This window comes from Micromonospora sp. CB01531 (genome assembly GCF_001905095.1).
In the GTDB taxonomy this organism is placed as follows: Bacteria; Actinomycetota; Actinomycetes; order Mycobacteriales; family Micromonosporaceae; genus Micromonospora.
The window spans coordinates 25,686-52,463 of the sequence record NZ_LWLS01000097.1; the positions used below are offsets into that span (position 1 = coordinate 25,686).

At 67.5% G+C, this 26,778-nt stretch carries 23 protein-coding genes, 2 pseudogenes and 1 riboswitch; of the genes and pseudogenes, 11 read left to right on the plus strand and 14 right to left on the minus strand.

Features of this window, described 5'->3' with window-relative positions; genetic code table 11:
- Positions 1 to 14: 14 nt before the first annotated feature.
- On the minus strand, positions 15 to 1,472 hold the full coding sequence (locus A6A27_RS30055; protein WP_073838018.1) for a chlorohydrolase family protein: 1,458 nt from the start codon (positions 1,470 to 1,472) through the stop codon (positions 15 to 17).
- A gap of 216 nt (positions 1,473 to 1,688) precedes the next feature.
- Complete coding sequence (locus A6A27_RS30065) at positions 1,689 to 2,405, minus strand: FadR/GntR family transcriptional regulator (protein ID WP_198940510.1); 717 nt, start codon at positions 2,403 to 2,405, stop codon at positions 1,689 to 1,691.
- A 429-nt stretch (positions 2,406 to 2,834) separates the two neighbouring features.
- On the opposite strand from A6A27_RS30065, the gene A6A27_RS30070 reads away from it, so the two are divergent.
- The 4 genes and pseudogenes from A6A27_RS30070 to tnpB all read left to right on the plus strand — a co-directional run bounded on the left by A6A27_RS30070 (position 2,835) and on the right by tnpB (position 5,774).
- On the plus strand, positions 2,835 to 3,230 hold the full coding sequence (locus tag A6A27_RS30070) for a hypothetical protein (RefSeq protein ID WP_073838020.1): 396 nt from the start codon (positions 2,835 to 2,837) through the stop codon (positions 3,228 to 3,230).
- A 27-nt stretch (positions 3,231 to 3,257) separates the two neighbouring features.
- Complete coding sequence (locus A6A27_RS46360; protein WP_241825519.1) at positions 3,258 to 3,548, plus strand: hypothetical protein; 291 nt, start codon at positions 3,258 to 3,260, stop codon at positions 3,546 to 3,548.
- A gap of 199 nt (positions 3,549 to 3,747) precedes the next feature.
- Positions 3,748 to 4,323 (plus strand): annotated as a pseudogene (locus A6A27_RS30080) (IS607 family transposase).
- Positions 4,320 to 5,774, plus strand: a complete 1,455-nt coding sequence (gene tnpB, locus A6A27_RS30085) for an IS607 family element RNA-guided endonuclease TnpB (protein WP_073838021.1) — start codon at positions 4,320 to 4,322, stop codon at positions 5,772 to 5,774. The pseudogene A6A27_RS30080 and the gene tnpB overlap by 4 nt, the downstream one beginning before the upstream one ends.
- Positions 5,775 to 6,183: 409 nt before the next feature.
- Here tnpB and alc read toward each other — a convergent pair whose 3' ends face one another.
- From alc to A6A27_RS30140, 12 genes are all read right to left on the minus strand, one after another.
- Positions 6,184 to 7,155: an allantoicase gene (alc, locus tag A6A27_RS30090; RefSeq protein ID WP_073838022.1), complete on the minus strand. Its 972-nt coding sequence runs from the start codon at positions 7,153 to 7,155 to the stop codon at positions 6,184 to 6,186.
- Complete coding sequence (gene allB / locus A6A27_RS30095; protein ID WP_198940512.1) at positions 7,152 to 8,471, minus strand: allantoinase AllB; 1,320 nt, start codon at positions 8,469 to 8,471, stop codon at positions 7,152 to 7,154. Before allB ends, alc begins: the two co-directional genes overlap by 4 nt.
- A 5-nt stretch (positions 8,472 to 8,476) precedes the next feature.
- Positions 8,477 to 9,658 (minus strand): DUF6986 family protein, encoded by a 1,182-nt coding sequence (locus tag A6A27_RS30100; RefSeq protein WP_073838023.1) that lies wholly within the window; start codon positions 9,656 to 9,658, stop codon positions 8,477 to 8,479.
- Positions 9,655 to 11,250 (minus strand): malate synthase A, encoded by a 1,596-nt coding sequence (gene aceB, locus A6A27_RS30105; RefSeq protein WP_073838024.1) that lies wholly within the window; start codon positions 11,248 to 11,250, stop codon positions 9,655 to 9,657. Before aceB ends, A6A27_RS30100 begins: the two co-directional genes overlap by 4 nt.
- 54 nt (positions 11,251 to 11,304) lie before the next feature.
- Complete coding sequence (locus tag A6A27_RS30110) at positions 11,305 to 11,640, minus strand: hypothetical protein (RefSeq protein ID WP_073838025.1); 336 nt, start codon at positions 11,638 to 11,640, stop codon at positions 11,305 to 11,307.
- Positions 11,628 to 13,145 (minus strand): chlorohydrolase family protein, encoded by a 1,518-nt coding sequence (locus A6A27_RS30115; RefSeq protein ID WP_073838026.1) that lies wholly within the window; start codon positions 13,143 to 13,145, stop codon positions 11,628 to 11,630. Before A6A27_RS30115 ends, A6A27_RS30110 begins: the two co-directional genes overlap by 13 nt.
- Before the next feature lie 74 nt (positions 13,146 to 13,219).
- A complete protein-coding gene (locus tag A6A27_RS30120; RefSeq protein ID WP_241825520.1) occupies positions 13,220 to 14,020 on the minus strand; it encodes an aspartate/glutamate racemase family protein in 801 nt (266 codons plus the stop codon).
- A 54-nt stretch (positions 14,021 to 14,074) separates the two neighbouring features.
- A complete protein-coding gene (locus A6A27_RS46940; protein ID WP_274534602.1) occupies positions 14,075 to 14,197 on the minus strand; it encodes a hypothetical protein in 123 nt (40 codons plus the stop codon).
- A 275-nt stretch (positions 14,198 to 14,472) separates the two neighbouring features.
- On the minus strand, positions 14,473 to 15,453 hold the full coding sequence (locus A6A27_RS30125) for a carbohydrate ABC transporter permease (protein ID WP_083672979.1): 981 nt from the start codon (positions 15,451 to 15,453) through the stop codon (positions 14,473 to 14,475).
- On the minus strand, positions 15,443 to 16,282 hold the full coding sequence (locus A6A27_RS30130) for a carbohydrate ABC transporter permease (protein ID WP_073838027.1): 840 nt from the start codon (positions 16,280 to 16,282) through the stop codon (positions 15,443 to 15,445). The genes A6A27_RS30125 and A6A27_RS30130 overlap by 11 nt, the downstream gene beginning before the upstream one ends.
- Positions 16,283 to 16,368: 86 nt before the next feature.
- Positions 16,369 to 17,826: a substrate-binding domain-containing protein gene (locus A6A27_RS30135; protein ID WP_158074092.1), complete on the minus strand. Its 1,458-nt coding sequence runs from the start codon at positions 17,824 to 17,826 to the stop codon at positions 16,369 to 16,371.
- Between the two features lie 161 nt (positions 17,827 to 17,987).
- Positions 17,988 to 19,100 carry a ring-opening amidohydrolase gene (locus A6A27_RS30140; RefSeq protein ID WP_073838029.1) on the minus strand — a complete coding sequence of 371 codons (1,113 nt, stop codon included), beginning with the start codon at positions 19,098 to 19,100 and terminating at the stop codon, positions 17,988 to 17,990.
- A gap of 474 nt (positions 19,101 to 19,574) precedes the next feature.
- Between A6A27_RS30140 and A6A27_RS30145 the strand changes: the two genes are divergently transcribed.
- From A6A27_RS30145 to A6A27_RS30180, 7 genes and pseudogenes are all read left to right on the plus strand, one after another.
- Complete coding sequence (locus tag A6A27_RS30145) at positions 19,575 to 20,252, plus strand: FadR/GntR family transcriptional regulator (protein WP_143194246.1); 678 nt, start codon at positions 19,575 to 19,577, stop codon at positions 20,250 to 20,252.
- Positions 20,253 to 20,313: 61 nt separating this feature from the next.
- Entirely contained in the window at positions 20,314 to 21,540 is a 1,227-nt protein-coding gene (locus A6A27_RS30150; RefSeq protein ID WP_083672982.1) for an amidohydrolase, read from the plus strand.
- Positions 21,541 to 21,580: 40 nt separating this feature from the next.
- Positions 21,581 to 21,676: riboswitch (glycine riboswitch) on the plus strand.
- A 146-nt stretch (positions 21,677 to 21,822) separates the two neighbouring features.
- Positions 21,823 to 22,941 (plus strand): glycine cleavage system aminomethyltransferase GcvT, encoded by a 1,119-nt coding sequence (gcvT, locus tag A6A27_RS30155; protein WP_073838031.1) that lies wholly within the window; start codon positions 21,823 to 21,825, stop codon positions 22,939 to 22,941.
- A gap of 26 nt (positions 22,942 to 22,967) precedes the next feature.
- The gene (gene gcvH / locus A6A27_RS30160) at positions 22,968 to 23,342 is read left to right on the plus strand and encodes a glycine cleavage system protein GcvH (RefSeq protein WP_073838032.1); all 375 of its coding nucleotides are present in this window, start codon (positions 22,968 to 22,970) and stop codon (positions 23,340 to 23,342) included.
- Position 23,343: 1 nt separating this feature from the next.
- A complete protein-coding gene (gene glyA, locus A6A27_RS30165) occupies positions 23,344 to 24,615 on the plus strand; it encodes a serine hydroxymethyltransferase (protein WP_073838033.1) in 1,272 nt (423 codons plus the stop codon).
- 48 nt (positions 24,616 to 24,663) lie between these two features.
- Positions 24,664 to 24,849 (plus strand): annotated as a pseudogene (locus tag A6A27_RS46365) (serine dehydratase beta chain); the annotation flags it as partial.
- A 1,322-nt stretch (positions 24,850 to 26,171) separates the two neighbouring features.
- Positions 26,172 to 26,549 carry a DUF1963 domain-containing protein gene (locus tag A6A27_RS30180; RefSeq protein WP_241825521.1) on the plus strand — a complete coding sequence of 126 codons (378 nt, stop codon included), beginning with the start codon at positions 26,172 to 26,174 and terminating at the stop codon, positions 26,547 to 26,549.
- The last annotated feature ends 229 nt before the right edge of the window (positions 26,550 to 26,778 follow it).

Here is a 26,778-nt window from a genome sequence, read left to right on the forward strand (position 1 = left end):
GGGAGTACGACGGATCAGGGGAGGGACTCGAAGGTGGGTGGGAACAAGGTGGCGACGTCCCGGTGCTGGACGTCCCGCTCGGGGTAGCAGCTCTTCATTCGGTCGAAGAGGGACTGGGCCTCGCGGCGCAGGCCGACGAGGTCGAGTCCGGGGATCTGCCCGTGGCGCATGACCGTCCGGCCGGCGACGACCGTCATGCTGACGTCACGCGCGGAGGCGTGCATCAGCAGCGTCCTGATGGGGTCCTCGACCATCCCGACCGTCACGGCGTCGAAGTCGAAGACGGTTACATCCGCCTGCGCCCCCGGTGCGAGTCGGCCCAGGTCCGAGCGACCTAGGGCCTTGGCACCGCCGGTGGTGGCCACCCGCATCAGGTCCGCGGCGGACCCGGCGTCGAGGCGGCCCTCCATGATCTTGGCGAGGTTGCTCGACAGCTCCATCCCGCGCACCAGGTCCGGTGGGAAGCAGTCGGAGCCGAGGGCAATGGTGACCCCGGCGTCGAGGTAGCGGTCCAAGCTGTCGATCGTGTAGCCGAGGCGCGCCTCCGTGATGGGTGTGTGCACGAGCGCGGCACCCGAGTCGGCGAACCGGCGCAGCTCGGGATCTGTGGGCCGGCCACCCGAGGCCAGGCTGAAGTACTTGCCGTGCGGCACGAGGAGCCGCTCGTTGAGCAGGCCCACCTTCTCGAGCAGGTCCAGCGGCGTCGACCCGTGGGTGGCGTTGACCAGCTCCAGCTCGCGCATGCTCTGCATGCAGTGCAACCGGACCCGGAGGTCCATCTCGGTCGCCAGGTCGGCGGTCTTGGCCAGCAGGTCGGCCGTCATGGTCTCGATCCGGCACGGCGCGAACACCGGCTGGACCAGCTCGGGCAGGCCCACGGCATACTCGGCAAACCGCCGGGCACCCTCCAGACCCTGCTCGCCGTTGGGGACGGACCACATGACGTCCGGCGTTCCGTCCTCGCGGGTGACGTGCACGCCGGCGCGGTAGCTCGGGCCGAGGTAGATCCGCAGGCCGAGCTCCAGCGCCTCCTCACTCATGTCGACGAAGTCGTCGTAGGTCTCCGCCCACGAGCTGTGCACCTCCGACGCGATCGGCATGGCAGTGGTCACGCCGTGCAGGAGCAGCTGCGCCATGGCGAACCGCCGGATAAGCCTGCGCTCCTCACGAGTAAAGACGTCACGGCGGTGGTTCGTGAAGTAGTCGGCCGACCACTGGTGGCCCTTGCGGACCTCCGGGTCGCCCCAGGAGTCGAGGATGATGTGGTCGAGGTCGGCGACCGCGTCGAGGTCGATGAGGCCCGGCACGATGAGAGAGTTACCCAGCTCGATCGTCTCGTCGACCTCGCCTGACCAGCCTGGTCCCACGTGGAGGATCCGGTCGTCCTCGTAGACCACCGAGGCGTCCCGGTGGATGGCGTGGTCGCGGCCGTCGTGGCCAAGCACGTAGCGCGCCTGAAGTCGAGTTCTCAATTCACATGCTCCGGCTCTGCCGCCTGACGCGGCACAGGTGGACAGGGATGGGTGGGTCCGCGCAGCAGCGCGCACCAGGCACCGGGTGGTGCGGTGGACGATCACCGAGATGGAGATCGTCGAGGTCGACCGGACCCGCGCCGGGTCACCCGTGGCGCATGTCCCGGGCCAACCGGTGCAGACTGCGCCGGATCGCGGCGCGATGTCCTCCGCGGGCTAGGTGGGCTGGTTGCCGGGCTGGTTCCCCACGATGAGGTCCTGCTCGTTGAGAATTCCCAGGGCGACGCCCGCCGCGAGACCGGGGTCGCGCCCGCGGATCGCTTCGAGCAGGTCCTCGTGGTCGTGGGAGAGGTGGTTCGGGCCGAGGTAGAGGCTGACCTTCATGCTTGCCCGGATCGCGCCAAGCAGGCCGTGGTAGATGTCGAAGAGGATGCTGTTGTGGGCGGACTTGGCGACGCCGAGGTGGAACTCCAGGTCCAGCGCGACGAACTTGTCCTCGTCCGCCCTGGCAGCGGCCTGTCGCCGGCGGTCGAGGATGTCGGCGAGGTCCTCGAGGTCATCGGTCGTCCTCGCCAGGGCCGCTGCCACGGCCGCGGCCACGTCCAGGCCACGTCGGACGTCGATGATCTCCGTGCTCTCGGCCTGCCTGGCCCGGCGCGCCAGCGCACCGTTGGCCTCGTTGACGGCGATGACGTACGTGCCGTCGCCCTGACGTGTCTCCAGCAGGCCGGCGTGCACCAGGGCCCTAGTCGCCTCACGGATGGGTGAGCGGCTGATGCCGAGCGCCTCGGCTAGCTTCGACGCCGTCGGCAGTCGGTCGCCGACCTTCCACGTGCCGTCCTTGATCTGAGCCAGGAGCTGGTCCGTCGCGTCCTCGACGAGTGTCCGTCGGGCAATCGACTTCATGCCGCCGAGTTGGCGCTGTTCGACCACGGGAACCACCTCCGCTCAGATTCGGGCTCAGCCTATGGACCTTGTGGGTTCAGGCGGCTGCGCTGTGCAGGACGGTCGCCACCGACCCGGGTGCGGCCTGGATGGCGAGGCATATTGTTAGCAGATGTATGATGACCTGAAAAGAGGACCACCCAACTTTCGCGGGTTGTCCCGCACTCCGGACGGCAGGCGCGACAGTCGCGGGACCGCAGGAGTGACCGAGATCGGCAGCCGGCCCTGACTCCCGACCTCTGCACTAAGCCCGATATGTCAGGCATTCGCACTACTCACATTGCCAACCTCATCCGCCCTGGTCGGAGCCGGTGCGTGGGGTGGACGGCACGTCGGTCCCGATTGCTTGCGCTGGGCTCTCGCGCAGCCGGTGATCGCCACGGCAGGGCGCGGTTTAGCCTGAGCGATCGCGCGTTCGTGGTGGCGCTGTTGCACCGGTTCCCGTGGGACGTGCTGCGTCGGCCGCGGCTACTGGTACGCCCGGGCACAGCCCTGCGCCGGCACCGCGACCTGCTCGCACGCCGCCACGCGGCTCGGTCTCGGCCCAAGCGCCCCGGCCGGCCGCGGCCCGTGCACTCGATCCGCGCCCTGGTGCTGCGCCTCGCGCGCAAGAATCCCAGCTGGGGATATCGCCGACTCCACGGCGAACTGCTCGTGCTCGGCATCAAGGTGGCCGCGGTCCACCTATGGGAAACCCTGCAGGAGGCCGGGATAGCCCCGGCGCCCGAACGCGCCCGCGGCACGTCGGCCAACTTCCTGCACTCCCAGGCCAACGCCCTGCCGGGTGCGACTTCTCCGAGACCGTCACCCTGACCCGGGGCGCGGCTGAACGTGCTCACCGTGACCGAGCACGCCAACCGACGCGTCCGGGTCCTGAGCGCGGCCGCGCACCCGACCGCCACGTGGGTGACGCAAGCGGCGAAGAACCTGATCATGGATCTCGAGGACGCCGGCGGCAGGGCCCGGTTCCTGATCCGGGACCGTGACGGGAAGTTCCCGGCCCTGTTCGACGCCGTCCTGAAGGACGCGGGCATCGACGTCGTGCTCAGCGGCGTCCGGATGCCCGGCATGAACTCGATCATGGAACGCTGGGTACAGGCCTGCCGGCGTGAACTCCTGGACGCCCCCTGACCTGGAACCAGCGGCATCTCCTCCACGTCCTGAGAGAGTTCGAGGGCTTCTACCACTCCCACCGGCCTCACCAAGGCACCGCCAACGCCAGTCCGTTGCGTCCGCTCCCCCACGCCGATCACCGACCCGGGCAGGGGTCGGCAACAGGTCCTGGTTATATGGGCAGTAATAGTCGAACATTTCCATGTATTGTGTGGGTGTGAAGCTGTCAGATTGGGCGCGTGAGCAGGGTGTGTCCTATCAGACGGCTTGGCGGTGGGTGAGGGACGGCAGGATGCCTGTTCCTGTGCGTCGGGTGCCGTCTGGTACGTGGGTCGTGGAGGAGGCGCGGTCCGCGGCCGGTCGTGTGGTCGCCTACTGCCGCGTGTCGTCCAGCGATCAGAGGGGTGACCTGGACCGCTAGACGGTGCGGGTGGTGGCGGGGGCAAACGCCCTGGGCCTCGCCGTGGCGGAGATTGTGACTGAGGTCGGCTCGGGTCTGAACGGCGAGCGCCGTAGGCTGCATCGCGTTCTCGCCGATCCGACTGTGGCGGTGATCGTGGTCGAGCACGAGGACCGGCTGGCCCGGTTCGGGGTGGAGGACCTGCAGGCCGCGCTCGCTGCGACTGGGCGTCGTCTGGTGGTTCTGGACCCGGTGGAGTCCACGAGCGACGTGGTCGAGGACATGGCCGATGTGTTGACGTCGATGTGTGTCCGGCTGTACGGGCAGCGGGCAGGTACGAGCCGTGCCGCCCGTGCTCTGGCCGCCGCGACCGGCGGGGAGCCGTTGGTGTGAGGAAGTTCGAGCCGCGTCCTGGTTTCGTGGTCCAGGCGTTCCGTTTCGCGTTGGATCCGAACGCCGGGCAGGAGCAGCGGCTGCGGTCGCATTGTGGTGCGGCTCGCGCCGCCTACAACTGGGCCGTGGCGTGGGTGATGGGCTCGTGGTGGCAGCGGCAGGCGGAGGCCTCGTACGGCGTCGCCGAGGACGAGTTGACGCCGTGGCGGCCGTGGTCGCTGCTGGCGTTGCGGAAGGTGTTCAACGAGGTCAAGAAGACCGACCCGCGGTTTGCCGGCTGGTGGGAGGAGAACTCCAAGGAGGCGTACGGCACGGGTTTGGCGAACGCGGCGGCGGCGTTCGACAACTACGCCACGTCCAAGCGCGGGCAGCGTAAAGGCAAGCGCGTGGGCTTGCCCCGACCCAAGTCCAAGCACACCGCCCGGCTCGCTTGCCGGTTCACCACCGGCGCCATCCGGGTGGAGCCGGACCGGCGGCACGTCACGCTGCCGCGGCTGGGGACGATCCGCACCCACGAGTCCACCCGCAAGCTGCAACGCCGTATCGGCAACGGCACCGCCCGCATCCTGTCCGCCACCGTCAAGTTCGACCGCGGCCGGTGGTTCTGCTCCTTCCAGGTCGAGATCCAACGCGCCGATCGCGCTCCGGCACGCCGGGATGTGGCGGCGGGGGTGGACCTGGGCGTGAAATGCCTCGCGGTGATCGCCGACAGCCAGGGGCTGGTGCGGTTCGTGCCGAACCCGGCGTACTACGACGGGGCGGTCAAACAGCTCAAGCGGCTGTCCCGGCGGGTGTCCCGCCGTCGGGGTCCGGATCGGCGCACCGGGCAGCAGCCGTCCCAGCGGTGGGCGGTCGCCAACGCCGACCGCAACCGGGTGCACCATCGGGTGGCGAATCTACGCGCTGATGCCCTGCACAAGCTCACCACCGGCATCACCGGCGAGTACGGCACCGTCGTGGTCGAGGACCTCAACGTGGCCGGGATGCTCCGCAACCGGCGCCTGGCCCGCAAGATCGCCGACGCGGGATTCGGGCAGATCCGCCGGCAGATCGCCTACAAGAACGACTGGACAACGGGTACCACCGTGGTCGCTGACCGTTGGTACCCGTCGTCGAAAACCTGCTCGCGCTGCCGCACAGTGAAAGCCAAGCTGCCGCTGCACGTGCGAGTGTTCACCTGCGACGCCTGCGGTCTGGTTATCGACCGGGACGAGAACGCAGCCCGCAACCTCGCCGCCCTCGCGACGGCAGCAACAACGGGTACCGGAGTGGCCGGAGACCCGGGCGTGCAAACGTCGAAACCGCGTGGAGCCGACCGTAAGACCCGCGCCACCACCCGTGGCCGCAAGGCTGCGGGTGGGCGGGCAGGTGGCGCAACCCTGCCATACCAACGGCAGCAGGAAACGCGAGACCGTCATCAGGACACCGAAACGCAACCCGCGCTCCGGTGACACCGTTACGGACCTTCCCAGCCGAAAGGCCGGGATTGCTGACATCCGACTACAGAATCAGCAACGGTAGAACGCCTGGATTTCCGCCGCCGCGCCCGCCTCGACGGCACCGTGCACCAGTCCCAACACGCCGCGTGACCTGCGCGGATGACTTTTCGGCAGGCAGAGGGTTCTACCTCGGCCTGCCGCAGGGAGCGCCGCAGCGCTGAGCTTCGGCGTGGCCTGGACCAGGTTTGGTCGCCGTCGATAGGTTACGCCCCACCCTTTCTGTGGTCACGGAACATGCACAATGGTTGCCCTTGGGGTCTGATATGACAGCCCCAGCGATCGCGTCGCCGCCGCGCTGGGCGACCAGGCGGACGAGCCGACGGAACTGGGACCCTTTTCGGCACCAACAGCGTGCGGGTCGTCAGTTCCTGAGCAGAAGCCCAAGAACCTCCGGATCGATCTCGCCGTGCACTCGGAGTCTGGCCACCCCACCGTCCGGAATGACGTCGAGCCGGACCTGGCTGACGGGTGCCGTCTCCTCGACGAGGAAGAAGTGGCGGGTGTCCGGCTGCAACCGGGTCTTGGGAACCAGGACAACGTCGTCGTCACCGGTGAGGCTCGCCCAGCCCGGAGCGTTGCCGACGAAATAGGACGTGTCGATCTCCACCCTGCGCACCCTTCCTCGCGCTGCCAGGCGAATGGTGACGTGCTCGTTGCCGGCGTCGCGGCGTCGTGCGTTCTCCCAGCCGTCGCCCATGATGCGAGCCCGGTCTGGTAACAACAGGTTGTTCGGCGACGAGTAGAAGGCGTTCGAGCAGTCGACCACTTGGCCGCCCTTCTCCAACGCCGCGAGGTCGATCGTGCCGGTTAACAGTCGTGGGTCGGGCCGGGGGGTGCCATGCACGCGGAAGCGGGCAACGCCACCGTCGGGGTAGATGGAGAGCCGCACGTGGGTGTAGCGGCGCTCGTCGGCGATCTCGAAGAAGTTGTCCGCGTCGCCGCGAAGCTCTGATTTTGCGACGAGCGTTGTCCAGTCCGCCTTTTCGAGCTCCTCCGGTGATGGGTAGCCGTCGACACGTGCTCCCTCGACGGAGGCGTAGGGTGGGTAGTTACCCGTGAACCACGATGTGTCGATCACGACGCCGTGCAGGATGCCGGGCACGCCGAGCCGGATGATCGCGAAGTCATGGCCGGGCTCCCGGCGCCGCCGGGTCTCCCACCCGTCGTAGGTCTTTCCTTTGTGTCCGAACGCCTCTGCGGAGAAGACGGCGGGTTCAGGTTTGATGAGGTTCTCGCGTTCGGCGAAGAGCTCGTCGTTGGCGAACACCACGCTGCCGGCGAGGACCCGCGAGGCAAGGTCCGGGTGGTTTGTGAACGAAGGTGGCTTGATCATGCTGTTCCTCTCGTCAGAAACCGGCCTCGTGGCTCGGCGTCGAGGTCGATGCGTTCGCCGCGTAACCAGGCGCTGCGGACCACACCGAATAGTTCGCGTCCGTCGTACGGGGTGACCGTGTTCTTGTGATGTAGCCGCGCCACCTCCACTGTGAAGGGCTGCTCCGGAGCGAGGACGCAGAAGTCAGCATCGTTGCCGACAGCGATGCCACCCTTGTGCCGCATGCCGGCCGTGTCTGCCGGCGTGTGTGACATCCACCGGGCGACGTCCGTGAGGGCGAACCCGCGGGCTCGGGCCTCGGTCCACACGGTGGAGAGACCGAGCTGGAGTGAGGAGATGCCGCCCCAGGCGGCGCCGAAGTCGCCGGAGCCCATGCCCTTGAGCTCAGCCGTCGAGGGGGAATGGTCTGAGACGACGAGGTCGATCACTCCGTCGCGCAGTGCCTGCCACAGTGCGTCCTGGTTCGCGCCCTCACGGATGGGTGGGCAGCATTTGAACTGGGTGGCGCCGTCGGCGATGTGTTCGGCGTCGAAGGACAGGTAGTGCGGGCAGGACTCGACCGTGACCCGAACGCCGTCCGCGCGGGCCTGCTCCAGCAGTGGCACCGCGTCGGAGCTGGACAGGTGCAGGATGTGCACCCGGCAGCCGGTCGCCTGCGACAGGGCCAGCACGTCGGCGATGGCATGGTCCTCGGCGGACCGGGGGCGGGACGCCAGGAAATCGGCGTATTTCCGGCTCGCCGGGGCCGGCGCAATCTGGTCGGCGTCCTCGGCGTGCACGATAAGCAGTCCGTCGTACGGGGCTAACTCGTGCATGACCTGGTCGACCTCGGCGAGCCGAAGGTGCGGGAATTCCTCGATGCCAGAGTCGACCAGGAAGCACTTGAACCCGAACACGCCCTCGTCATGCAGCCGGCGGAGGTCTGGGAGGTTTCCGGGCACGGCTCCCCCCCAGAAGCCGACGTCGACGAAGCACTGCCCCGCGGCGGCCTTGCGCTTGAGCTCGAGGGCCGCGACGTCGATGGTCGGAGGGATGCTGTTCAGCGGCATGTCGACGATGGTCGTCACCCCGCCGGCGGCTGCGGCACGGGTCGCGCTGGCAAATCCCTCCCACTCCGTGCGCCCTGGTTCGTTGACGTGCACGTGGGTGTCCACGAGACCGGGCAGCAGCACCTCGTCGGCGCCGAGCCGCACCACGCGGGGCGCCTCCAGATCCGGCTCGATCGCGGCGATCACGCCGTCCTTCACCCCGACGTCGACGGTGCGCTCACCGTCGGGCGTGACGACGCGCGCCGCCTTGAACACCGTGTCCAGCATCAGCGTCACCGCAGTCCTCCTTCGCGTCGGGCGAGCCGGTGCAGAACCCTGCGGTCGATCCCGAGTTCGGCCTCATCCGTCGCCCCGCACTCCACCCCGCGTAGGAGGAAGCCGGCCAGGGCCGCCGCGGTCGCCGGCTCGTCGAGGTAGGCCGAGCTCTCGCCGTACACATAGGCGCGAGCACGCTCGGCAGCCGCGGTCAACCCCTGACGGAAGAAGGCGTACGTGGCGAGATACCGGCTCGGCAACTGCGCGGGGTGCAGGTCCCAACCCTGGTAGAAGCCGCGTTCGAGTGACCTCCGCACCAGGCGGGCGTGCACCCGCCAGGCCTGCGCCGCGTGGTCACCGACCGGCAGCAGGTTGGTCGAGCCGTCGGAGACGAACACGCCCGTCCCGGCGGCGACCGCCTGCATCACCGCCTTCGCGTGGTCGGCCACCGGGTGCTCCAGGCTCTGGTACGCCGCCGCGATGCCGCAGGCGGCCGAGTAGTCGTACGTGCCGTAGTGGAGCCCGGTGCACCGGCCTTCCGACGCGTGCACCATGCGCGCCACCAGGGCACTGCCGTCCGCGCCGATGATGGACTGGGGGGTCTCGACCTGGAGTTCGAAGCGGAGGCCATGGACTCCGTATTCTTGCTCTAGGCGGATGCAGGCGAGCACCATCGCTTCGACCTGGTCGACCGAGGTGACCTTTGGGAGCGTCACCACGAACCCATCGCCGACGTCCCCGATCTCGGAGATGAACAGGTCGAGCGTACGCAGGCCACGCGCCCGGGTCGCCGCCTCGAAAGCCTTGAACCGGATCCCGTGGAAGGGTGGCCGGGCACCCGAGCGCAGCGCCCTCGCCGCGTCGCGTACGGCCTGGTCCTCCTCCTCGTCTGACCGGATGCCGTAGCCGTCCTCGAAGTCGATGCGCAGGTCCTCGATCGGCTCCACGGCGAGCTTGGCCCGCACGCGTTCGCGTACGTCATCGTCCGCCGAGAGCACGTCGGCGCACTCGTCGAGCACCGCCAGCGCCTCCCGGCCGAATGACTCGACGGTCCCGGCGCCGAACTTGTCGGCGGGCACGTACAGGGTGTGCACCGGTTGCCGCACCCCGCGCTCGCCTGGGTAGAGGGCCGGGAGCTTGGCGTCGGCCCTGGCGAGCCGGGCGTCGAGCTCGCGGCTCAGTCGGTCGAGGAGGGTCACTGGGCGACGACCGCGTCGTAGGCCGGCAGCGTCAGGAAGTCGACGTACTCCTCGCTCAACGCGACGTCCTCGAAGATGTCGCGGGCCTGCTGGAACGGGCGCTCGTCGTATCCGTCGCCGACCTGAGCTCGGATGTTCGCCATTTCGGTCTCAACCACCTCGCGCACGAGTTCCGCGGTGATCACCGTGCCGTCGTCGAGCTTCGAGGCGTTGTGCACCCACTGCCAGACCTGCGAACGGGAGATCTCCGCGGTCGCGGCGTCCTCCATGAGGTTGTGGATCGCGACGGCTCCGGTGCCCCTCAACCAGGACTCTAGGTAGAGGATCGCGACCTCGACGTTCGCGTGCAGGCCGTGATGGGTGATCGAGCCGGGTGTCGACGCGACGTCCAGGAGGTCGTCAGCGGTCACCTGCACGTCGTCGCGATGCCTATCGACCTGGTTGGGTTCGCCACCGAGCGCGGAGTCGAACGCCTCGACGCAGAGCGGCACAAGGTCCGGGTGCGCGACCCAGGAACCGTCGAACCCCTGGCAGGCTTCCCGGTTCTTGTCGGCCTTGACCTGCTCGAACGCGCGGGCGTTGACCTGCTCGTCACGACGACTCGGGATGAACGCGGACATGCCGCCCATCGCGAAGGCGCCCCGCTTGTGGCAGGTCTTCACCAGCATCTCGGCGTACGCCTTCATGAACGGCGCGGTCATCGCGACCGCGGCCCGGTCGGGAAGCACGAACCGGGGACCCGAGTCGCGGAAGTACTTGATCACGCTGAACAGGTAGTCCCAGCGGCCGGCGTTGAGGCCTGATGCATGGTCACGCAGCTCGTAGAGGATCTCCTCCATCTCGAACGCGGCGGTGATCGTCTCGATGAGCACCGTCGCGCGCACCGTGCCGTACGGTAACCCGAGCCGTTCCTGGGCGAAGGTGAACACGTCGTTCCACAACCTCGCCTCGAGGTGGCTCTCCATCTTCGGCAGGTAGAAGTACGGCCCGCTCCCCCGCTCGAGCAGCTCCCTCGCGTTGTGGAAGAAAAACAGCCCGAAGTCGACGAAGGCACCCGCAACCGGCTCGCCGTCAACGAGCACGTGCTTCTCGTCGAGGTGCCAGCCGCGCGGTCGCACCACGATGGTCGCCAGCCGCTGGTCCTCCCGCAGCTGGTAGACCTTCCCATCCGGTGAGGTGAAGCCGATGTCTCGCCGGATTGCGTCGTACAGGTTCACCTGTCCGCCGACGACGTTGCTCCAGTGCGGCGTGCTGGAGTCCTCCAAGTCCGCGAGCCACACCCGAGCCCCGGAATTGAGGGCATTGATGGCCATCTTTCGGTCGGCCGGGCCTGTGATCTCGACGCGCCGGTCGCGCAGGTCCTCGGGGGCCGGGGCGACCTGCCACTGTGCGGCCCGGATGTCGGCGGTCTCGGCGAGGAAGTCCAGCCTGCCGGTGCGGGCCACCTCCGCCCGACGGGTACGCCGAGCGTCGAGGAGCTCGACGCGGCGTGCGCCGAACCGGCGGTGCAGCTCCGCCACGAACTGCAGGGCGTCCGGACCAAGGATCCTGCCGCCGCCCTCGACAACGCTTCCGGTCACTTCGATTGACATGACTACACCTTTTCTTCTTTGGGTCTACTACTGATGTCGGCGGCCTTCGTCGGACTAGCGCTCGGCATGGCCTGCCTCGGCAACCCGCTCGCGAGCGGACGGGAACGCCGCCACACAGGTCTTGATGCCCTCGGCGGTGTGCACCGCGGACAGCTGCATGCGAATGCGCGCCCGACCGTCCGGCACGACACGGTCGGAGAACGCGGTGACGTGGACACCCGTCTCCGGCACGCGATCGCCAACGAACCCGACGGCGTGCCCTTCGAGGTGCAGGTCCCCCGGGCCGGCGCGGTGCACGCGGATCGTCGCGTGACCTTGCCTCAGGTCGGGTTCGGCGGCTTTGGCCAGCCGCAGTCCTGGGCCAGCGTGGTTCTTGACTAGGGCGCGCATGTGGCTTCCTCGCCGTGGCTCAGGCCGGCGTGTGCGCCCGGTGCGGGGAGCCGCCGGAAGACGGATGGGAACAGCTCCGCGGCGCTGCGGCGAGACGAGTCGCGCTCGGAGTAGGCCGCTCGCATGCGGGCAAAGAGCCGCTGGGCTCGACCCTTCATCTGGGCAAGATCGAATCCCGGAAGCTTGCCGTCCCGGACCACCGTTCGCCCGGACACCACGGTCATGGCGATGTCGCGCGGAGAGCCGGACATCAGGAAGGTTCGCAACGGATCGTCGACGACGCCGAGCCTGAAGTCGGTCAGCCGGAGCACGACCAGGTCCGCCTGCGCGCCGGGAGCGAGCCGGCCAAGGTCCTCGCGCCCCAGCGCCTTCGCCGCGTTGAGGGTCGCAGCCCGGAAATACGCCGCAACGTCGCCGGCGTCGAGGCGGCCGTCGAGCACCTTGTTGAGGTTGGACCCCACGTCCATGGCTCGGAATAGGTCCGGCGGGAAGCTGTCGCTGCCGAGGGTGACATTGACGCCGGCCCGGCGGAACCGGTCGAAGGTGTCCAGCACCGTGCCGTAACGAAGCGAGGTCGAAGGGCAGTGCACGATCGACGCCCCGGCACGGACGAGCGCGTCGAGCTCGGTGTCCGAAGGCGAGGGTCGTTTTCCGTTGCCGGCACCGTAGGTCGCGTGCGGGACGAGCAGGCGGCAGTCGAGGAGACCGGTGCGTTCGAGGATCTCCATCGGCGTCGCGTTGTACCAGCGTCGGAGCAGCTCGAGCTCGACTTGGCCCTGCATCGAGTGCAGCCGCACCGGCACGTCGTGCTTGCGAGCGAGCTTGGCGGTGGCCTCGAGCAGTTCCAGCGCCATAGTCTCGACGCGGCACGGCAGCAGAACACCGGTGACCAGGTCGCCCGCCGACGATGCGGCGTACTCCAGGAAGCGCTCGGCGTGCCGCAGGCCGGCGAGCCCCTGTTGGTCGTCCCAGAGCACGCCGCGCCCGCCGTCGTCGCGTACGACGTTGACGCCGGAGCGGTAGCTGGGCCCGACGTAGGTACGGATGCCGAGAGTCCGGGCCGCCTCCGCGATACCGATGGCGTCCTCGCAGGTCTCCGCCCAGGAGCTGTGGACTTCCGACGCGATCGGCATGCAGGTCGTGACCCCGTGCAGCAGGAGCTGGGCGAGCGCGTACTGGCGGATGAAGTTCCGTTCCTCCTGGTCGAAGACGTCGCGTCGGCGGTGCCGGAAGTAGTCTTCCGACCACTGCAGTCCCGGACCGATGTCTGGTGACGCCCAGGAGTCGAGGAGCGCGTGGTCGATGTCGGAGACCGCGTCGAGGTCGATGAGGCCCGGTATCACCAGGGCATCTCCCATCTCGATCGTTCTTTCCGCCTGGCCCTTCCGGCGCGGGCCGACGTACTGGATCTGGGGGCCGTCGTACACGACGGAGGCGTCCTCTATCAGGACGTGATCGCCTGCGGAGTAGCCGAGTACGTACCGGGCGTGCAGCGCCGTTGTCATCTGATCCTCTTTCCCGGCCGTCGTCGGCCGCTGGTCGTTGCGCTGGGGACTCGGCGCCGCAGCGATGGTGGACGTCAGGCGAGGTGCGCGTCGAGCGCGTCGGCCGCCAGCAACGCTGCGGGACCCCAACCGGGGCGAGCCTTGGGGAGCGGCTTGGCGTACGTCGAGATCTTGCTGGTGTGGAGCCTGAGCCGGACCAGGCCTTCCGCGAACAGCATCGCCGCGGCCACCGGGTCGACCACGGGGATGCCGAGTTCGTCCGCGAAGGAGGCCGCGCGACCGGCGAAGCCCGCGCAGCCGAGCACCAGCGCTTCGGCCCCGGCCTCGATCAGCTGCCGGCCGCGCTCCACGATGGCGTGGCGCGTCCGGTCCTCGTCGGCGTGTACCTCGAGGACGGGAAGGCCCGCCGCCAGCACGCCTACGCAGTGTTGCGACACGCCCGCTGCTCGCAGGCTGTCTTCGATCTGCACGACCGACCGGCGCAGTGTGGTCACGACGCCGTACCTCGGTGCCAGCATCAACGCCACGTGAGCTGCGGCGTCGGTGATGTCCACGACCGGTACGTCCAGGAGTTCGCGGGCGGCTTCTCGGCCATGCTCGCCGAAGCCGGCGAGGATCACCGCGTCCGTTTCATCGGGCCAGGTGGCGAGCCGTTCGAGCATGGCGTTGGCCGCGATGAAGCTGTCCAGGTAGCCTTCGGCGGAAGCTACCCCCCATTTGGGTGAGATGGCGGTGACGATCGTGCCCGGGCTGGCGGCGGATCGGGCTGACTCCGCGATGACCGCTGTCATCGACTCGGTCACGTTGCAGTTGAGGACCAGTACCCGGATCGGTTGCGGCACTCCGTCGATGCCGCCGGGGGCGTGCTGGGTCATCGGGCCGGACCTCGCTGACGGCTCGGTCGGGTGTCAGTGGGGGCCGTGGTCATGTCAGTCGTCCGATCCTGTCGCACCTCGAGCCCCTTCGAGCTTCGCGAGCGTCTCCCGGAGGATGTTCTGGGGAGTTCGGTCTGCGGCGCCGGGGATCGTCCTGCCGTCGATACCGATCTTCATAGTCGGGTTCTCCTTGTTGCTGGTGGCTCTGCTGGTGCGCACAGCCCGCATGGCTGGTCGGCTGCCGGCTGTCGGTCGCATTCGGCGACGCGCAGGTTGGAGGCCTCGGCGTGCAGCGCCGTGGGCGATGGGTAACCGCGGCCGTTAGCCCGTCAAGGCCAGCCGCTCACCGCAGGTTCGCGAAGCCGCAAGGTCGAGGACCCATCAATACAGGGCCAGCGGCAGGAGACCGATTTCGGCATCCTCCTGGCGCAGACGCATTCAAGCATGGCACGTTATCTGCCGCTTGAACTCACCATTCCTTTCACGTAGTAACGCTGCAGAACGATGGATAGCGCCACAACGGGTAGGGTCAACACTGTTGCTGCGGCGAACACCTCACCGTACAAAGGGGTATTCGCTGCCGTAGCAAAGTTCGCCATGCCGACCTGCGCCACCTGTTTGGCCGGGTCCTGCATCGCGACAAGCGGCCAGAAGAACGAACTCCAGGACCAGATGAACTGCAGCAGCGCCAAGGTGGCGAGCGCGGGCCTCACGCCGGGCAGTCCGATCCTCAGGAACGTACGTGCCTCGGATGCTCCGTCCACGTCGGCAGCCTCGAAGATCGAACGGGGAACCTCACGGAACGCCTGACGCATCAGCAGAATCCCGAAGGGGTTGCAGATGAATGGCAGGAACAGACCCAAATAGGTCGACACGAGACCCAGGCTCTTGACGACATCGTACAGAGGGACGATCAGCGCTTCCGCTGGCAGGAACGCCGGGATCATGCAAAAGGCGAACAGCCCGCGTCGGAAGCGGAACTCCTTAAGTGCGAACGCATAGCCGGCAAGGCTGCACACAGCCATCGAACCCACGATCTGACCGGCGGCTACGATCGCAGTGTTGAACAGGTTCCGCTCGAACCCAAAGACGCGGAAGATGCTGAGGAAGTTGTCGACTGTGGGTTGCGAGGGAAGAAACGACTTCCAGGACAACGGGTACGTCTCGGAGAGGAACGCCTCCGTCGACTTGAACGCCGTCAACGCCATCCAGAGAATCGGAAAGGCGAAGGCCAGCCCGACCACCGTCATTCCGCAGCCGATCAGGATGCGGCCAGGACGGATTCGGCGCGATCGGCCCGTCCACGGAAGGTCACCTCCCGCCAGTGGCAGGCGCCCGGGCGCCGTATCTGCGCCGGCGAGCGTTCCCGTTTTCTGGTGCCCGCTGCTCGAGTCATTCTCGATGCTGTCAACCGAGGCAGGGTCATGAGTCATATCGACGTCCTAAGAGCTTGAACTGAACTGCGATGATGACTCCCAGGAAGAGGAGCATGAATATGGCCGCAGCCGACCCTACGCCGCGTGAGTTGAACTGAAACGTCTGCTCGTATGAATAGAACACGAGATTTCGTGTTGCCCCGTCGGGCCCGCCCTGCGTCATGAGAACGATCGGTACGAAGATTCGTGCCGACTGCAGCGTCGCCATGAACACGACCACGGTCCCGCTTCCGCGAAGCAGCGGGAGGGTGATACTTCGGAACTGACGGAATCCACTCGCGCCGTCGATAGCCGCTGCCTCATAGTAGTCCCTGGGGATTGCTTGAAGACCGGTCAGGAAGATCAGCGTCGGAATGCCGATGTTCTTCCAACTGGACATCAGCACCACTGATATAAGGGCTTCGCTTCCACTGTTGAGGAAGTCCTGCGGAGGCACACCGAGAACACTGAGCAGTCCGTTGAACAGACCCTGATCCGGGTTGTACATCTGAGCCCAGACGATCGCCGCGACGGTTTCCGATGCGGCCAGCGTCGCGATGACCGAAACTCGCACGAATCGCGTTCCGGGCAGGTGCTGATCGATAAAGACGGCCAACGCCAAGCTCAGCGGTATCTCGATCAGCATTGAACTCATCACGTACAGCACAGTATTTCGCAGCGCGGACTGGAAACCTTCGTTGGTGAACATCCGACTGTAGTTGTCCAAGCCGGTGAACCCGACCGCCTCGTTGGTAAAGGGATCGAACGACTGCAGACTATGCACGGCTGCAACGATCACCGGGTAGTACTGGAATAATGCGATCCCCACAATGGCGGGGAGGATCATGACGAGAGCAGCGCTCCCCCGACGCACCGTTCCACTGCGCCGGGTCGTGCGCCGAGGCGCCGCCCGACTCTTGATAGCCGCCTTGATCACCGGTGGTACTTCTTCAACTGGTCATCGATGTGCTTGGCGGTTCCTCTCAGGGTCTTCTCCGGATCGGCGCCGAGCGCAATGTCCTTCACCGCTGGGTTGATCGCCGCGTAGTATTCGTTCCACCCGACCGTCCGCGGGGCGCCGTCGCAGTTATCCGCGACCTTGAGGGCGAGTTGTTCGTCGGGCTTCTGATACTCCTCGAGCTTCTCGACCAGGGAGCGCCGCGTGATGAAAGCTCCTCGCGACCGGAAGAATGGGGCCTGGCACGCGTCGGAACACAGGTAAGCCAACAGTGCGGCAGCCTCGTTCGGGTGTTTGCTCTTCGCCCAGACAAACGGGGCGTCGCCGCTGTTACACCCGAACAGCATGTTCCGTCGGGGATCCAACGTCACACCGACATCGAAGGGACTTGCACCTCCCGGCTTGTCGCGGTTAAGAATTTGCCTGATCGAGTTCATCGACATCGCAGCCTGCGCGCCTTGGAACTGCGCAGGAATCGCGGATTTGGGCGTCAGGCCTTCGCTGAAGAGCCGCTGATAGTTGCGCATACCTTGGATGGCCTCGTCCGTGTCAAGGTAGCCACTTACGGTGAGACCGTTGTCGCTCACGCCTTGCCAGGTACTGTGCAGCGATGACCCCTTTTCGGCACTGCGGTCGCCCATGTTTCGTATCCAGATGCTCTCATACTGGGTGTAGTTCGACCCAGGTCCGCCGTTGCCCAAGATCGATGACTCCAGAGCCCACGTCGCGGTGTCACCCTTCTTGCGGAGGTTATGGGTGAGTGCGTTCATCGTTTCAAACATCTGCTCGACGGTCCATCCGTCGTCGAGTTTGTCGACCTCGGGCGGCGTGGGAACTCCAGCGCGTTTGAAAATTTCCCGGTTGAAGAGGACCATGGGGAGGTATCCTTCCCACGGCATCAAATAGAGCCTTCCGCCGCTCGATCCAGCCTCCCGCATGGGAGTGAACAGGTCGGAGAGGAACGCTTGAGTGAGGTAATCCGTGAGGTTCAGAGCTTGGCCAGATCGCGACATGTACTCGGTGAAGTCGAGGCGCGACATCATGATGTCTGGTGCATCACCGGACTGTGTGTAGATCTGAATCTTCTGAGGCAGGTTGCCGTAGGGAATGAGTTCCTCTTCGATCTTGATGTTCGGGTATGCCTTGGAGAACGTCGCGTAGTGCGAGGCGAACAGGGCATTCACCTCGTCGCTGTAACTCTGTCGAAGGAAGCGGAGCACAACCGGCTTGTCGGTCAGCTCGGGTCCCTGGTACCCGCCGAGATCGATGCGATAACCCCCGGGTCCCGGACCGGTGCGGACTGGCTGCGGTCCACCTTCGGTTCCGGCGCCTCCGCTACAGGCGGCGAGGCCACCCATTGCGGCGAGGGATGCAACACCAGCCGCGCCACGAACGAAATTGCGCCTGGTGATTCCACTTGCGAAGTTAGCCATGTCGGTTCTCCGGTTGGGGTGAGAATGTGGGTCTACCGTGGTCCGGCTTCGAAATGGGATGGTTCGGTCTGCTGCGGTGACGCATACCTGGGCGGTGATGCGTGCGTTGAGCGTCCTCCGGCTACCGCCTGGATGATGGAGTCGACGGGTGGATGGTCCGGTCATCGTCCTTGGTCGACGACGACGGCCACCGTTCCTCCACCGGGCGGTCCCTGGTGGACGGCGCCGGATGAGATGTACAGGACTGTGTCCTGCAGAGCCGCAGCGAACATGCCGCCCACGGCTGCTTTGAGTTCGTTCATATAGTTCGGGTTTTCGGCGTTGTGAACTTGGCGCCGTCCGCGAAGCCGCGCGCCGATGGGCGTGCCGATCTTCACGTAGACCGCCACAATCCGTTCGCGCTGGTCGGGTGCGAGCGGCGCGCCGTTAACTGACAGGCCCGCCGCGCGCAAGGCTCGATGAAGCGAGTCGACGTCCAGCAGGTCGGTCATCACCGACCGCCCCACGCGCAGTCGTCCGCCGGCCGCCGTTGTGTTCCCTAGGAGGACGACCTGCGTTTCTCTGTGCTCCCGACCGGCCGATGAGGAGACCCGATCGGTCCACAGATCCAGGTTGGTGCCGATGTCGCCGTCGGCAGGCATCTCGAGGTGGTCGACCGCAACGGCGACTCCCAAAGCCGCGGCGCCACTGGTTTTCGGAACCGCTAGCCTCGGCTCGAAGGGCGAGATTTCGTGTCCACGTTGCTGGGCGTCCTCAAGGTCCTCCGGCTGCAGCCCACGGCTTTTCGTCAGGACGTACTCGGCATCGGATGGATCGATGCCGGCATCACGAGCAGCGGCCCGGACGGCGTCGGCGACGTGTTCGACCATCGCGGGGTGACCGACCCACTCGGGCCGGATGGGCGCCGACTGTGCAGTGCCGATGGCTAGTCTCGGCTCAGGCCCGACGGGACCGTCCCAGGCGCGTTTGGCGTAGACCACCACGTGCGGTGCAAGGATGCCGACACCTCCACTGGAGAAAACCATGGGGATGCGGGCGATTCGGTCGGCACCCAGATCGCTGTGCTCCTCGAGGAACCGGCGGACCGCGCCGATCGCGGCCGCTCGACTGTTCTCACCGGGTCTGTTGCCTTCCGTCTTACCGGTGACCGCGCAGATCTCGTCGGGACGCAGACGGCCCTCGGTGACGAGCTGCACGAGCGCGGTGGTGTCCGACTCGTGCTCCAACGGCACCGGGAAGGCCTCGACGGCCGTGGGCTGCGGGTTCTGGTGCACTTCTCCTCCATCGGACTGGTCGGCCTGATCAGCTCGGATCCTTTGCTCCTCGTGGAGTCGCGTCGGAGCAAAATTCCTATGAAGATCTGATGTCTCAGGTGAGCTAGATGCCAGGGTCAGAATCAAATTCAGTTCGAGGTCGTTCCGCGCAGCGTGAGCTCCTGGACACCCGCCGCCGTTGCGAAGAGCACGCCGTCGAGACCCAACTCGCGGATCAGGTCCAGGGCCGCCGGCCAGTCGCCATCATCGTTACCCTGCGTCGGTCGGCAAGTCGCTCCGAGACTCGGCGTGGTGCTCGCGTCCGAGGCTCGGGTGGGGATCGCAGCAGGGTCAGTTGGACGAGGGGCGATGCGCGGGGCGCCGTCATGGGATATGGTTACCAGATGTCTGATGTTTAGGGTAGGGGTAGCGGTGAATTTTCCACGGAGCGGGTCCGCACAGACGCCGGTCAACGCCAGGCGGATGGGAAGGCAGGTGCCCAGGGTCAACCGCGTCTCGGCGGTGGAGGCGGCGATCGAGGAGATTCGCACACAGATCCGTGAAGGGCACTGGGTTCCTGGTGACCGGCTGCCTTCCGAGGCGGAACTGACCGAGATCCTTGGGATCAGCCGAGCCCCGCTGCGGGAGGCCACTCGAGCGCTCGTGCACGCCGGTCTGCTGTCAGTACGCCAGGGCGACGGCACCTATGTCGTCGCCGTCGACGAGTCGGCCGTGGCATTCAGCCGCAAGCTCAGGGACAGCAAGGCCCGCGATGTGCTCGAGGTGCGGCGCGGGCTGGACGCGACCGCGGTTCACCTGGCCACGGCACGACGCACCGACGACGACCTCAGCGCGATGGAGGCGACGCTGCGGCGCCGCCGCGAGGCCGCGTCGGCCGGAGACCAGGCCACGTTCGTCGACGCCGACGTGGCGTTCCACCTGGCGGTGGCGCAGGCCGCCCACAACACCCTGCTCCTCGGGCTCTACGAGGGACTCTCGATGGCCATCCGCGAGTCCCTGAACACGACCGAGTCCCTGCAGCACGCCGTCGGCGAGGGTGGTGACGACCACGAAGCGCTCTTCGATGCGATCAAGTCCGGAGACGAGGCGCGGGCCGTCGACATCGCGCTGTCGATAATCGCCAGCCAGGAGCAGCAGTGCGCGCTCAAGTGACCGGGCCGTCCGAGGCGGAAGCGGTCCAGCCGCCTTGCCGCCACAGCCGCGAGGAGGATCGTTGACGACCGCCACCTTGATCAAGAACGTACGCCCGTGGGCGGGCGAACCGAGCGACATCGTCATCGAGGGCGGCCGGATCGCCAAGGTTGTGCCGGCGGGCAACGCGACGCCGGACGCGGACGGCAGCGTCATCGACGGGCGCGGCCACATCGCCCTGCCCTCCTTCACCGACACGCACGCCCACCTGGACTCCACCCGCCTGGGTCTGCCGTTCCGCCCACACACGGCGGGCCCGGGACTGGAGGGGCTGATCGAGAACGACCGTGCCAACTGGCGGTCGGCGGAGGAGAGCGTCAGCGAACGGGCGACCTACACGCTCGACCGGACCATCGCCTCGGGTGCCACGACGGTACGCAGCCACGCCCAGGTCGACACCCTGTCCGGGCTCGACCGCATCGAGGGGGTGCTCGCCGCCCGTGCGGCCCACCAAGCCAGGGCCACGGTCCAGGTCGTGGCCTTCCCACAGGCAGGCATCATCCGTGACCGGGGTACCGCCGACCTGCTCGCCGCTGCGCTGTCGAGCGGAGCGGACCTGGTCGGCGGGATCGACCCATGCGGCCTCGACCGGAATCCCGTCGAGCACCTTGACACCGTCTTCGGGTTGGCCGAACGCCATCAGGTCGGCGTCGACCTCCACCTGCACGAGACCGGCGAACTCGGCGCATTCACGCTCGACCTCATCTTCGACCGGGTACGCGCCCTCGCCATGCACGGCATGGTCACCGTCTCGCACGCGTTCGCGCTCGCCACCCTGACCCCGGACCGCGTCGAGGCGATCGCCAGCCAGCTGGCCGAGCTCGACATCGCCCTGACCACGATCGCACCGGCCGGTCGGCGCACGCTTCCGCTCGACCTCCTGGCGCGCCATGCGGTAAGGGTCGGCCTCGGTCAGGACGGCATGCGGGACTACTGGTCCCCGTTCGGCGACGGGGACATGCTCGGTCGCACGTGGCAGCTCGCGTTCGTCAGCCAGCTGCGCCGCGACGACCTCATCGAACGCTGCGTCGCGGTCGCCACCGTCGGTGGCCGCGCCATCGTCGAGGGCGGCGGCGGGGCCGCGTGGACGGCGAACTCCGAGGAACCTCGTGGGCTCGCGCCGGGCGACTGCGCCGACCTCGTCCTGATCGCCGGAGAGACGGTGACCAGCGCGGTGATGGACCGGCCGCCCAGCCGCATCGTCGTGCGCCGGGACCGGGTTGTCGCCGAGGATGGCGTCCTGGTCTGATCCTGGTCTGACGGCACACACAACTGAACATCGCGCCGCTTGAACCGGAGCGGGAGAGACTCGGCCACAACCCGGACCGAGCGCCGAAGGAGCAACTCTCCCCAGAATCTCTCAGGCCCTGTACCGCTCCGGTGAGGCAACTCTGAAAAGTCAGGACGCGGATGTCCTGCACCCATGGTGCAAACCGTCCGATCGACGGTGAATCTCTCAGGTACCGATGACAGAGCGGGGAGGTCGCCCACCGGTGCCGTTCGCGGCACCCGAGCCAAGGGAGCCTCCCGAATGAACCCCTCCGGTCACTCGTGGCGCCGCACGCCCCTGCACGACGTGCACGCGGCGCTCGGTGCCAGTTTCACCGGCTTCGCCGGCTGGTCGATGCCGGTCCGCTACTCCTCTGAGATCGCCGAGCACAAGGCGGTGCGCTCGGCCGCCGGACTTTTCGACCTGTGCCACATGGGCGAGCTGGAGCTCACCGGCCGGGAAGCCGGCGCGGCGCTCGACTTCGCGCTGGTCGGGCGTCCGTCGAAGCTCGGCGTCGGCCGCGCCCGGTACTCGATGATCTGCGCCGAGGACGGTGGGATCCTGGACGACCTCGTGGTCTACCGGCTGGCCGAGGAGCGGTTCCTCGTGGTCGCCAACGCCGCCAACGTGCTCGTCGTACGCGACGCGCTCAACGAACGCGTGTCCGGGTTCGACGCCGAGGTGCGCGACGCGTCCGACGACTGGGGGCTGCTCGCGGTCCAGGGACCCATCTCGGCGGCAATCGTCAGCGAGGTGACCGACCTCGACGTGTCGGCCCTAAGGTACTACGCCATCGACGAGGCCGTCCTTGCCGGGGCCGCGGTCCTGCTGGCCCGGACCGGATACACCGGTGAGGACGGCTTCGAGGTCTACTGCCGCCCCGAGGACGCCGAGACGGTCTGGTCCGCCCTCATCGAGGCCGGCACGCAGCGCGGCCTCGTCCCTGCCGGCCTGGCGTGCCGTGACACCTTGCGACTGGAGGCGGGCATGCCGCTCTACGGCCAGGAGCTGAGCCGGCAGGTGACGCCGTTCGAGGCAGGGCTCGGCCGGGTCGTCGCCCTCGACAAGGACGGCGGTTTCGTCGGGGACGCCGCCCTCGCCGCACGTCACAACGCGGGGACAAGGCAGACGCTCGTCGGGTTGGTGTCCGCCGGCCGCCGCTCCCCGCGGGCCGGATACCCCGTGCTCGACCCCTCGACCGGGATGCGAATCGGCCGGGTGACCAGCGGCGCCCCATCGCCCACGCTCGGCCACCCGATCGCCATGGCCTACGTCGCCGTCGGCCGCGACGAGCCCGGCACCAGGCTCGCCATCGACATCCGCGGCGCCGCTGAGGACGTCGAGGTCGTCGCTCTCCCCTTCTACCGCTGCAGCCGGTGACCGCACCAACCTGCCAGGAGCCAGAAATGAACGTTCCCGCCCAGCTGAGGTTCACCGCCGAGCACGAGTGGCTCGACATCGAGGGAGACTGCGCCACCGTCGGCATCACCGCCTTCGCCGCCGAGGCTCTCGGCGACGTCGTCTACGTCGACCTGCCCGCCGTCGGCAGCAGTGTCGCCGCAGGCGAGGCCTGCGGCGAAATCGAGTCGACGAAGTCGGTCAGCGAGCTCTACGCCCCCGCCGACGGCGACGTGGTGGAGGTCAACCAAGCGGTCGTCGACGACCCCGGCCTACTCAACCTGGACCCGTTCGGGAAGGGCTGGCTGTTCCGGATGCGCGTCGCAAACATCCCCGCCCTGCACGACGCGGCCGCCTACAAGTCGCTGACCGGAGGCGAGTGAGATGAGCATCCTCGACCGGTCGCTGGCCGATCTCGACCCCGAGGTTCACCACGCCATCCGGGCCGAACTCGCCCGCCAACAGGACACCCTGGAACTGATCGCGAGTGAGAACTTCGCACCCGTCGCGGTCATGCAGGCCCAGGGGTCGGTGCTGACCAACAAGTACGCCGAGGGATACCCCGGACGGCGTTACTACGGCGGCTGCGAGCACGTCGATGTCGTGGAGCAGGTCGCCATCGACCGTGCGAAGGCGCTGTTCGGTGCCGGGTACGCCAACGTGCAGCCACACTCCGGTGCCCAGGCGAACGCCGCGGCGATGTCCGCGCTACTCGATCCGGACGACACGATCCTGGGCCTGGACCTGGCGCACGGCGGTCACCTCACCCACGGCATGCGGCTCAACTACAGTGGCAAGCTGTACGAGGCGGTCGCGTACCACGTACGTGAGTCCGACTTCCGGGTCGACCTGGCCGAGGTGGAGCGACTCGCGCTGGAGCACCGGCCGAAGTTGATCGTGGCCGGCTGGTCGGCCTACCCGCTGCACCTGGACTTCGCGGAGTTCCGGCGGATCGCGGACCTGGTCGGCGCCCGGCTGATGGTGGACATGGCGCACTTCGCCGGGTTGGTCGCCGCGGGCCTGCACCCGGACCCGGTGCCGTACGCCGACGTCGTCACCACCACGACGCACAAGACCCTCGGGGGTCCCCGCGGTGGCGTCATCCTGACCAACCATGCCGACCTGGCGAAGAAGATCAACTCGGCGGTGTTCCCCGGCCAGCAGGGCGGGCCGCTGGAGCACGTCATCGCCGCCAAGGCCGTGGCGTTCAAGCTGGCCGCCTCCGAGGAGTTCCGCGAGCGGCAGCGGCGGACGCTGGACGGTGCTCGCACGCTGGCTGGTCGGCTCCTGGCCGACGACGTCCAAGCGGCGGGGATCACCGTACTGACTGGCGGCACCCAGGTACATCTCGTCCTGGTCGACCTACGTCACTCTGAACTCGACGGACGGCAGGCCGAGGACCGGTTGCACTCGATCGGTATCACCGTGAACCGCAACACCGTACCGTTCGACCCGCGGCCGCCCATGGTCGCCTCCGGCCTGCGCATCGGCACCCCGGCGCTGGCCACCCGCGGTTTCGGCAATGCGGAGTTCCGGGAGGTCGCCGACATCATCGCCATCGCGCTCATCAGTGAGCCGACCGAAGACGTCGTCACCGAGCTGCGTGGCCGGGTGGCCAACCTGGCCGCGAAGTTCCCGTTGTACCCGGGGCTGTGACATGACCGCAACCGCGTACCAGCAGGCTGTCGACGGGCGGAGGCTGTAATGGCGCTGAGCGCGTTCGACCTCTACTCGGTCGGCATCGGGCCCTCCTCCTCCCACACCATCGGACCGATGCGGGCCGCCAAGCGCTTCATCGACGGACTGCGCAACGATGGCCTCCTCGCCGCCGTCGCGCGGGTCCGCGCCGAACTGTTCGGCTCCCTGGGCGCCACCGGCCACCCGCCAGGCCTGGCACCGCAGGTTCATCGCCGCCAAGTGGGACTACAGCGCCCGGCGCGCCCGCACCGGACGCCCGCCAACCAAGGCAGCACTCAAGAAGCTGATCCTGCAGCTCGCGACAACGCAAAGTGGGGGCACGCGGATCCAAGGCGAGCTGGCCCGACTCGGTCACCCCATCGCCGCCTCCACGGTCTGGGAGATCCTCCACGCGGCGGGCATCGACCCGGCCCCACGCCGTACCGGCCCGACCTGGCGCCAGTTCCTCACCAACCAGGCCCAGGGCATCATCGCCGTCGACTTCCTGCATATCGACACCGCCCTCGGCAGGCGCCTCTACGCGCTGGCGTTCCTCGAACACGGCCCCCGACGCCTTCACATCGCCGGCGTCACCGCCCACCCCACCCGGGGGTGGGCGGTACAACAGGTGCAGCACCGACTACGGCTACGGCTACAGCTGGAACCCGTGGCACCGGTGCGACCTGAACAACTACATCTGAGGTCACGGCGGGCCGGCCGCGGCAATGCAGGCCGCCGCCCGCCGCTCCAGAAGCACTGCCTTCTGTCGTCGCGCCGCATCGACTCTGTTCATTGGAACCGTGGAGTTCATCCGGGACACTCCCCCACAACAGGAGTGCACCCCCGTCGATCAGACGACCAACTTGCACCCACCCATCGCGGTGCGCTTGCCGTACACGCGGGGGTTTGTGTCCGTGGGGCGACACGAACCAATGCCCCACCGCCGATGATCATCGGCAAGACTTTGAAACTCACGCAAGGGTAGCGGCCTCGGTGACCTCTTCGGGCACACCGAAGAGGTCACCGAGCGGAAATCCCTGGTCAGGGGATTGCCGGTGGGATTCGAGTCTCGACTCCCGGGATCCATACCGACGCCACTACGACGGCACCCAGAGCCATACATCGATACAGCATGCCCTCGTGATTGGCGTCAGCGGGCCGCAGGACGACAGCCGGCACCGACCAGGCAGGGAGCAGCGAACCCTGACCACTTCAGTGTTCTCTGGGAGGTCACGCCAGACCGCTCGCCCACATCACCGCGAGGCCCCCCGCGTTTCACGGAGTCTTTGGCCAGCGTGAACATCGGTCACCACGATCAAGTGCACTGTTCTCGGCACGACCGGGCGTCGCACTCTGCCGCTCCTCTGCCACCTAGCGTGACGCCCGCTCGGCGGATGAGGATGGGGTGAGCCGGACTTCTGTGAAGGATCGGCCTTGTGGCCGGCTGACGGTGTTGTGGTTCGGCCAGCAGCGGGGTCAGGTCGACGGTGAGGCCGGGGCGGGCCAGCATCGACGTCCGTGTCGGGTGCGGTGGCATGATGCTCGGCATGACCAGTCAGATCGATCTTGCGGCCGCGGCCCTTGAGCACCTGCCGGCAGATGTCGCCGACACGTGGTTGTCGCTGCTGCGGCCGGGAATTCGGCTGGTCCCTGCCGACGACGGTGACGGGCCTCCGGTCGGATACCTGGGCGGCGAGCCCGAACTGCCCGGCGACCTGGCATGGCCGGCCTGGGAGGGGCACGGGCCGTTGAGCTTCATCGCCTCCGTCGACTGCGCCGCGCTGCCAGGGGTGGCCACCGAGTTGGGGCTGCCGGTCGACGGCCGGCTTCTGTTCTTCTATTTCGACGGCCTCGACATCCGTCGGCGCGATCCTCTGGATGGCGTCCTCAACGAGTACAAACATGCCGCCTGACCTGCCCGGACGAGGTTCTCGGCACCCACAGCGCTGCCCGTGTCAGAGGCATCGAGGAAGGCGAGATCCCGATCGTGGTGGCTGACGGCCGAGGGTCGGGCCCGACGTGAGACGGTCCGGTTGTTCGCCGTCGGGGTTACTGCGGATCATGGAACAACTCGCAATAGAAGCCTGCCGAACCAGGCTCAGCAGCCTAAGTGCTCATTTCCGTTAATTCGTCGGGGGTGTC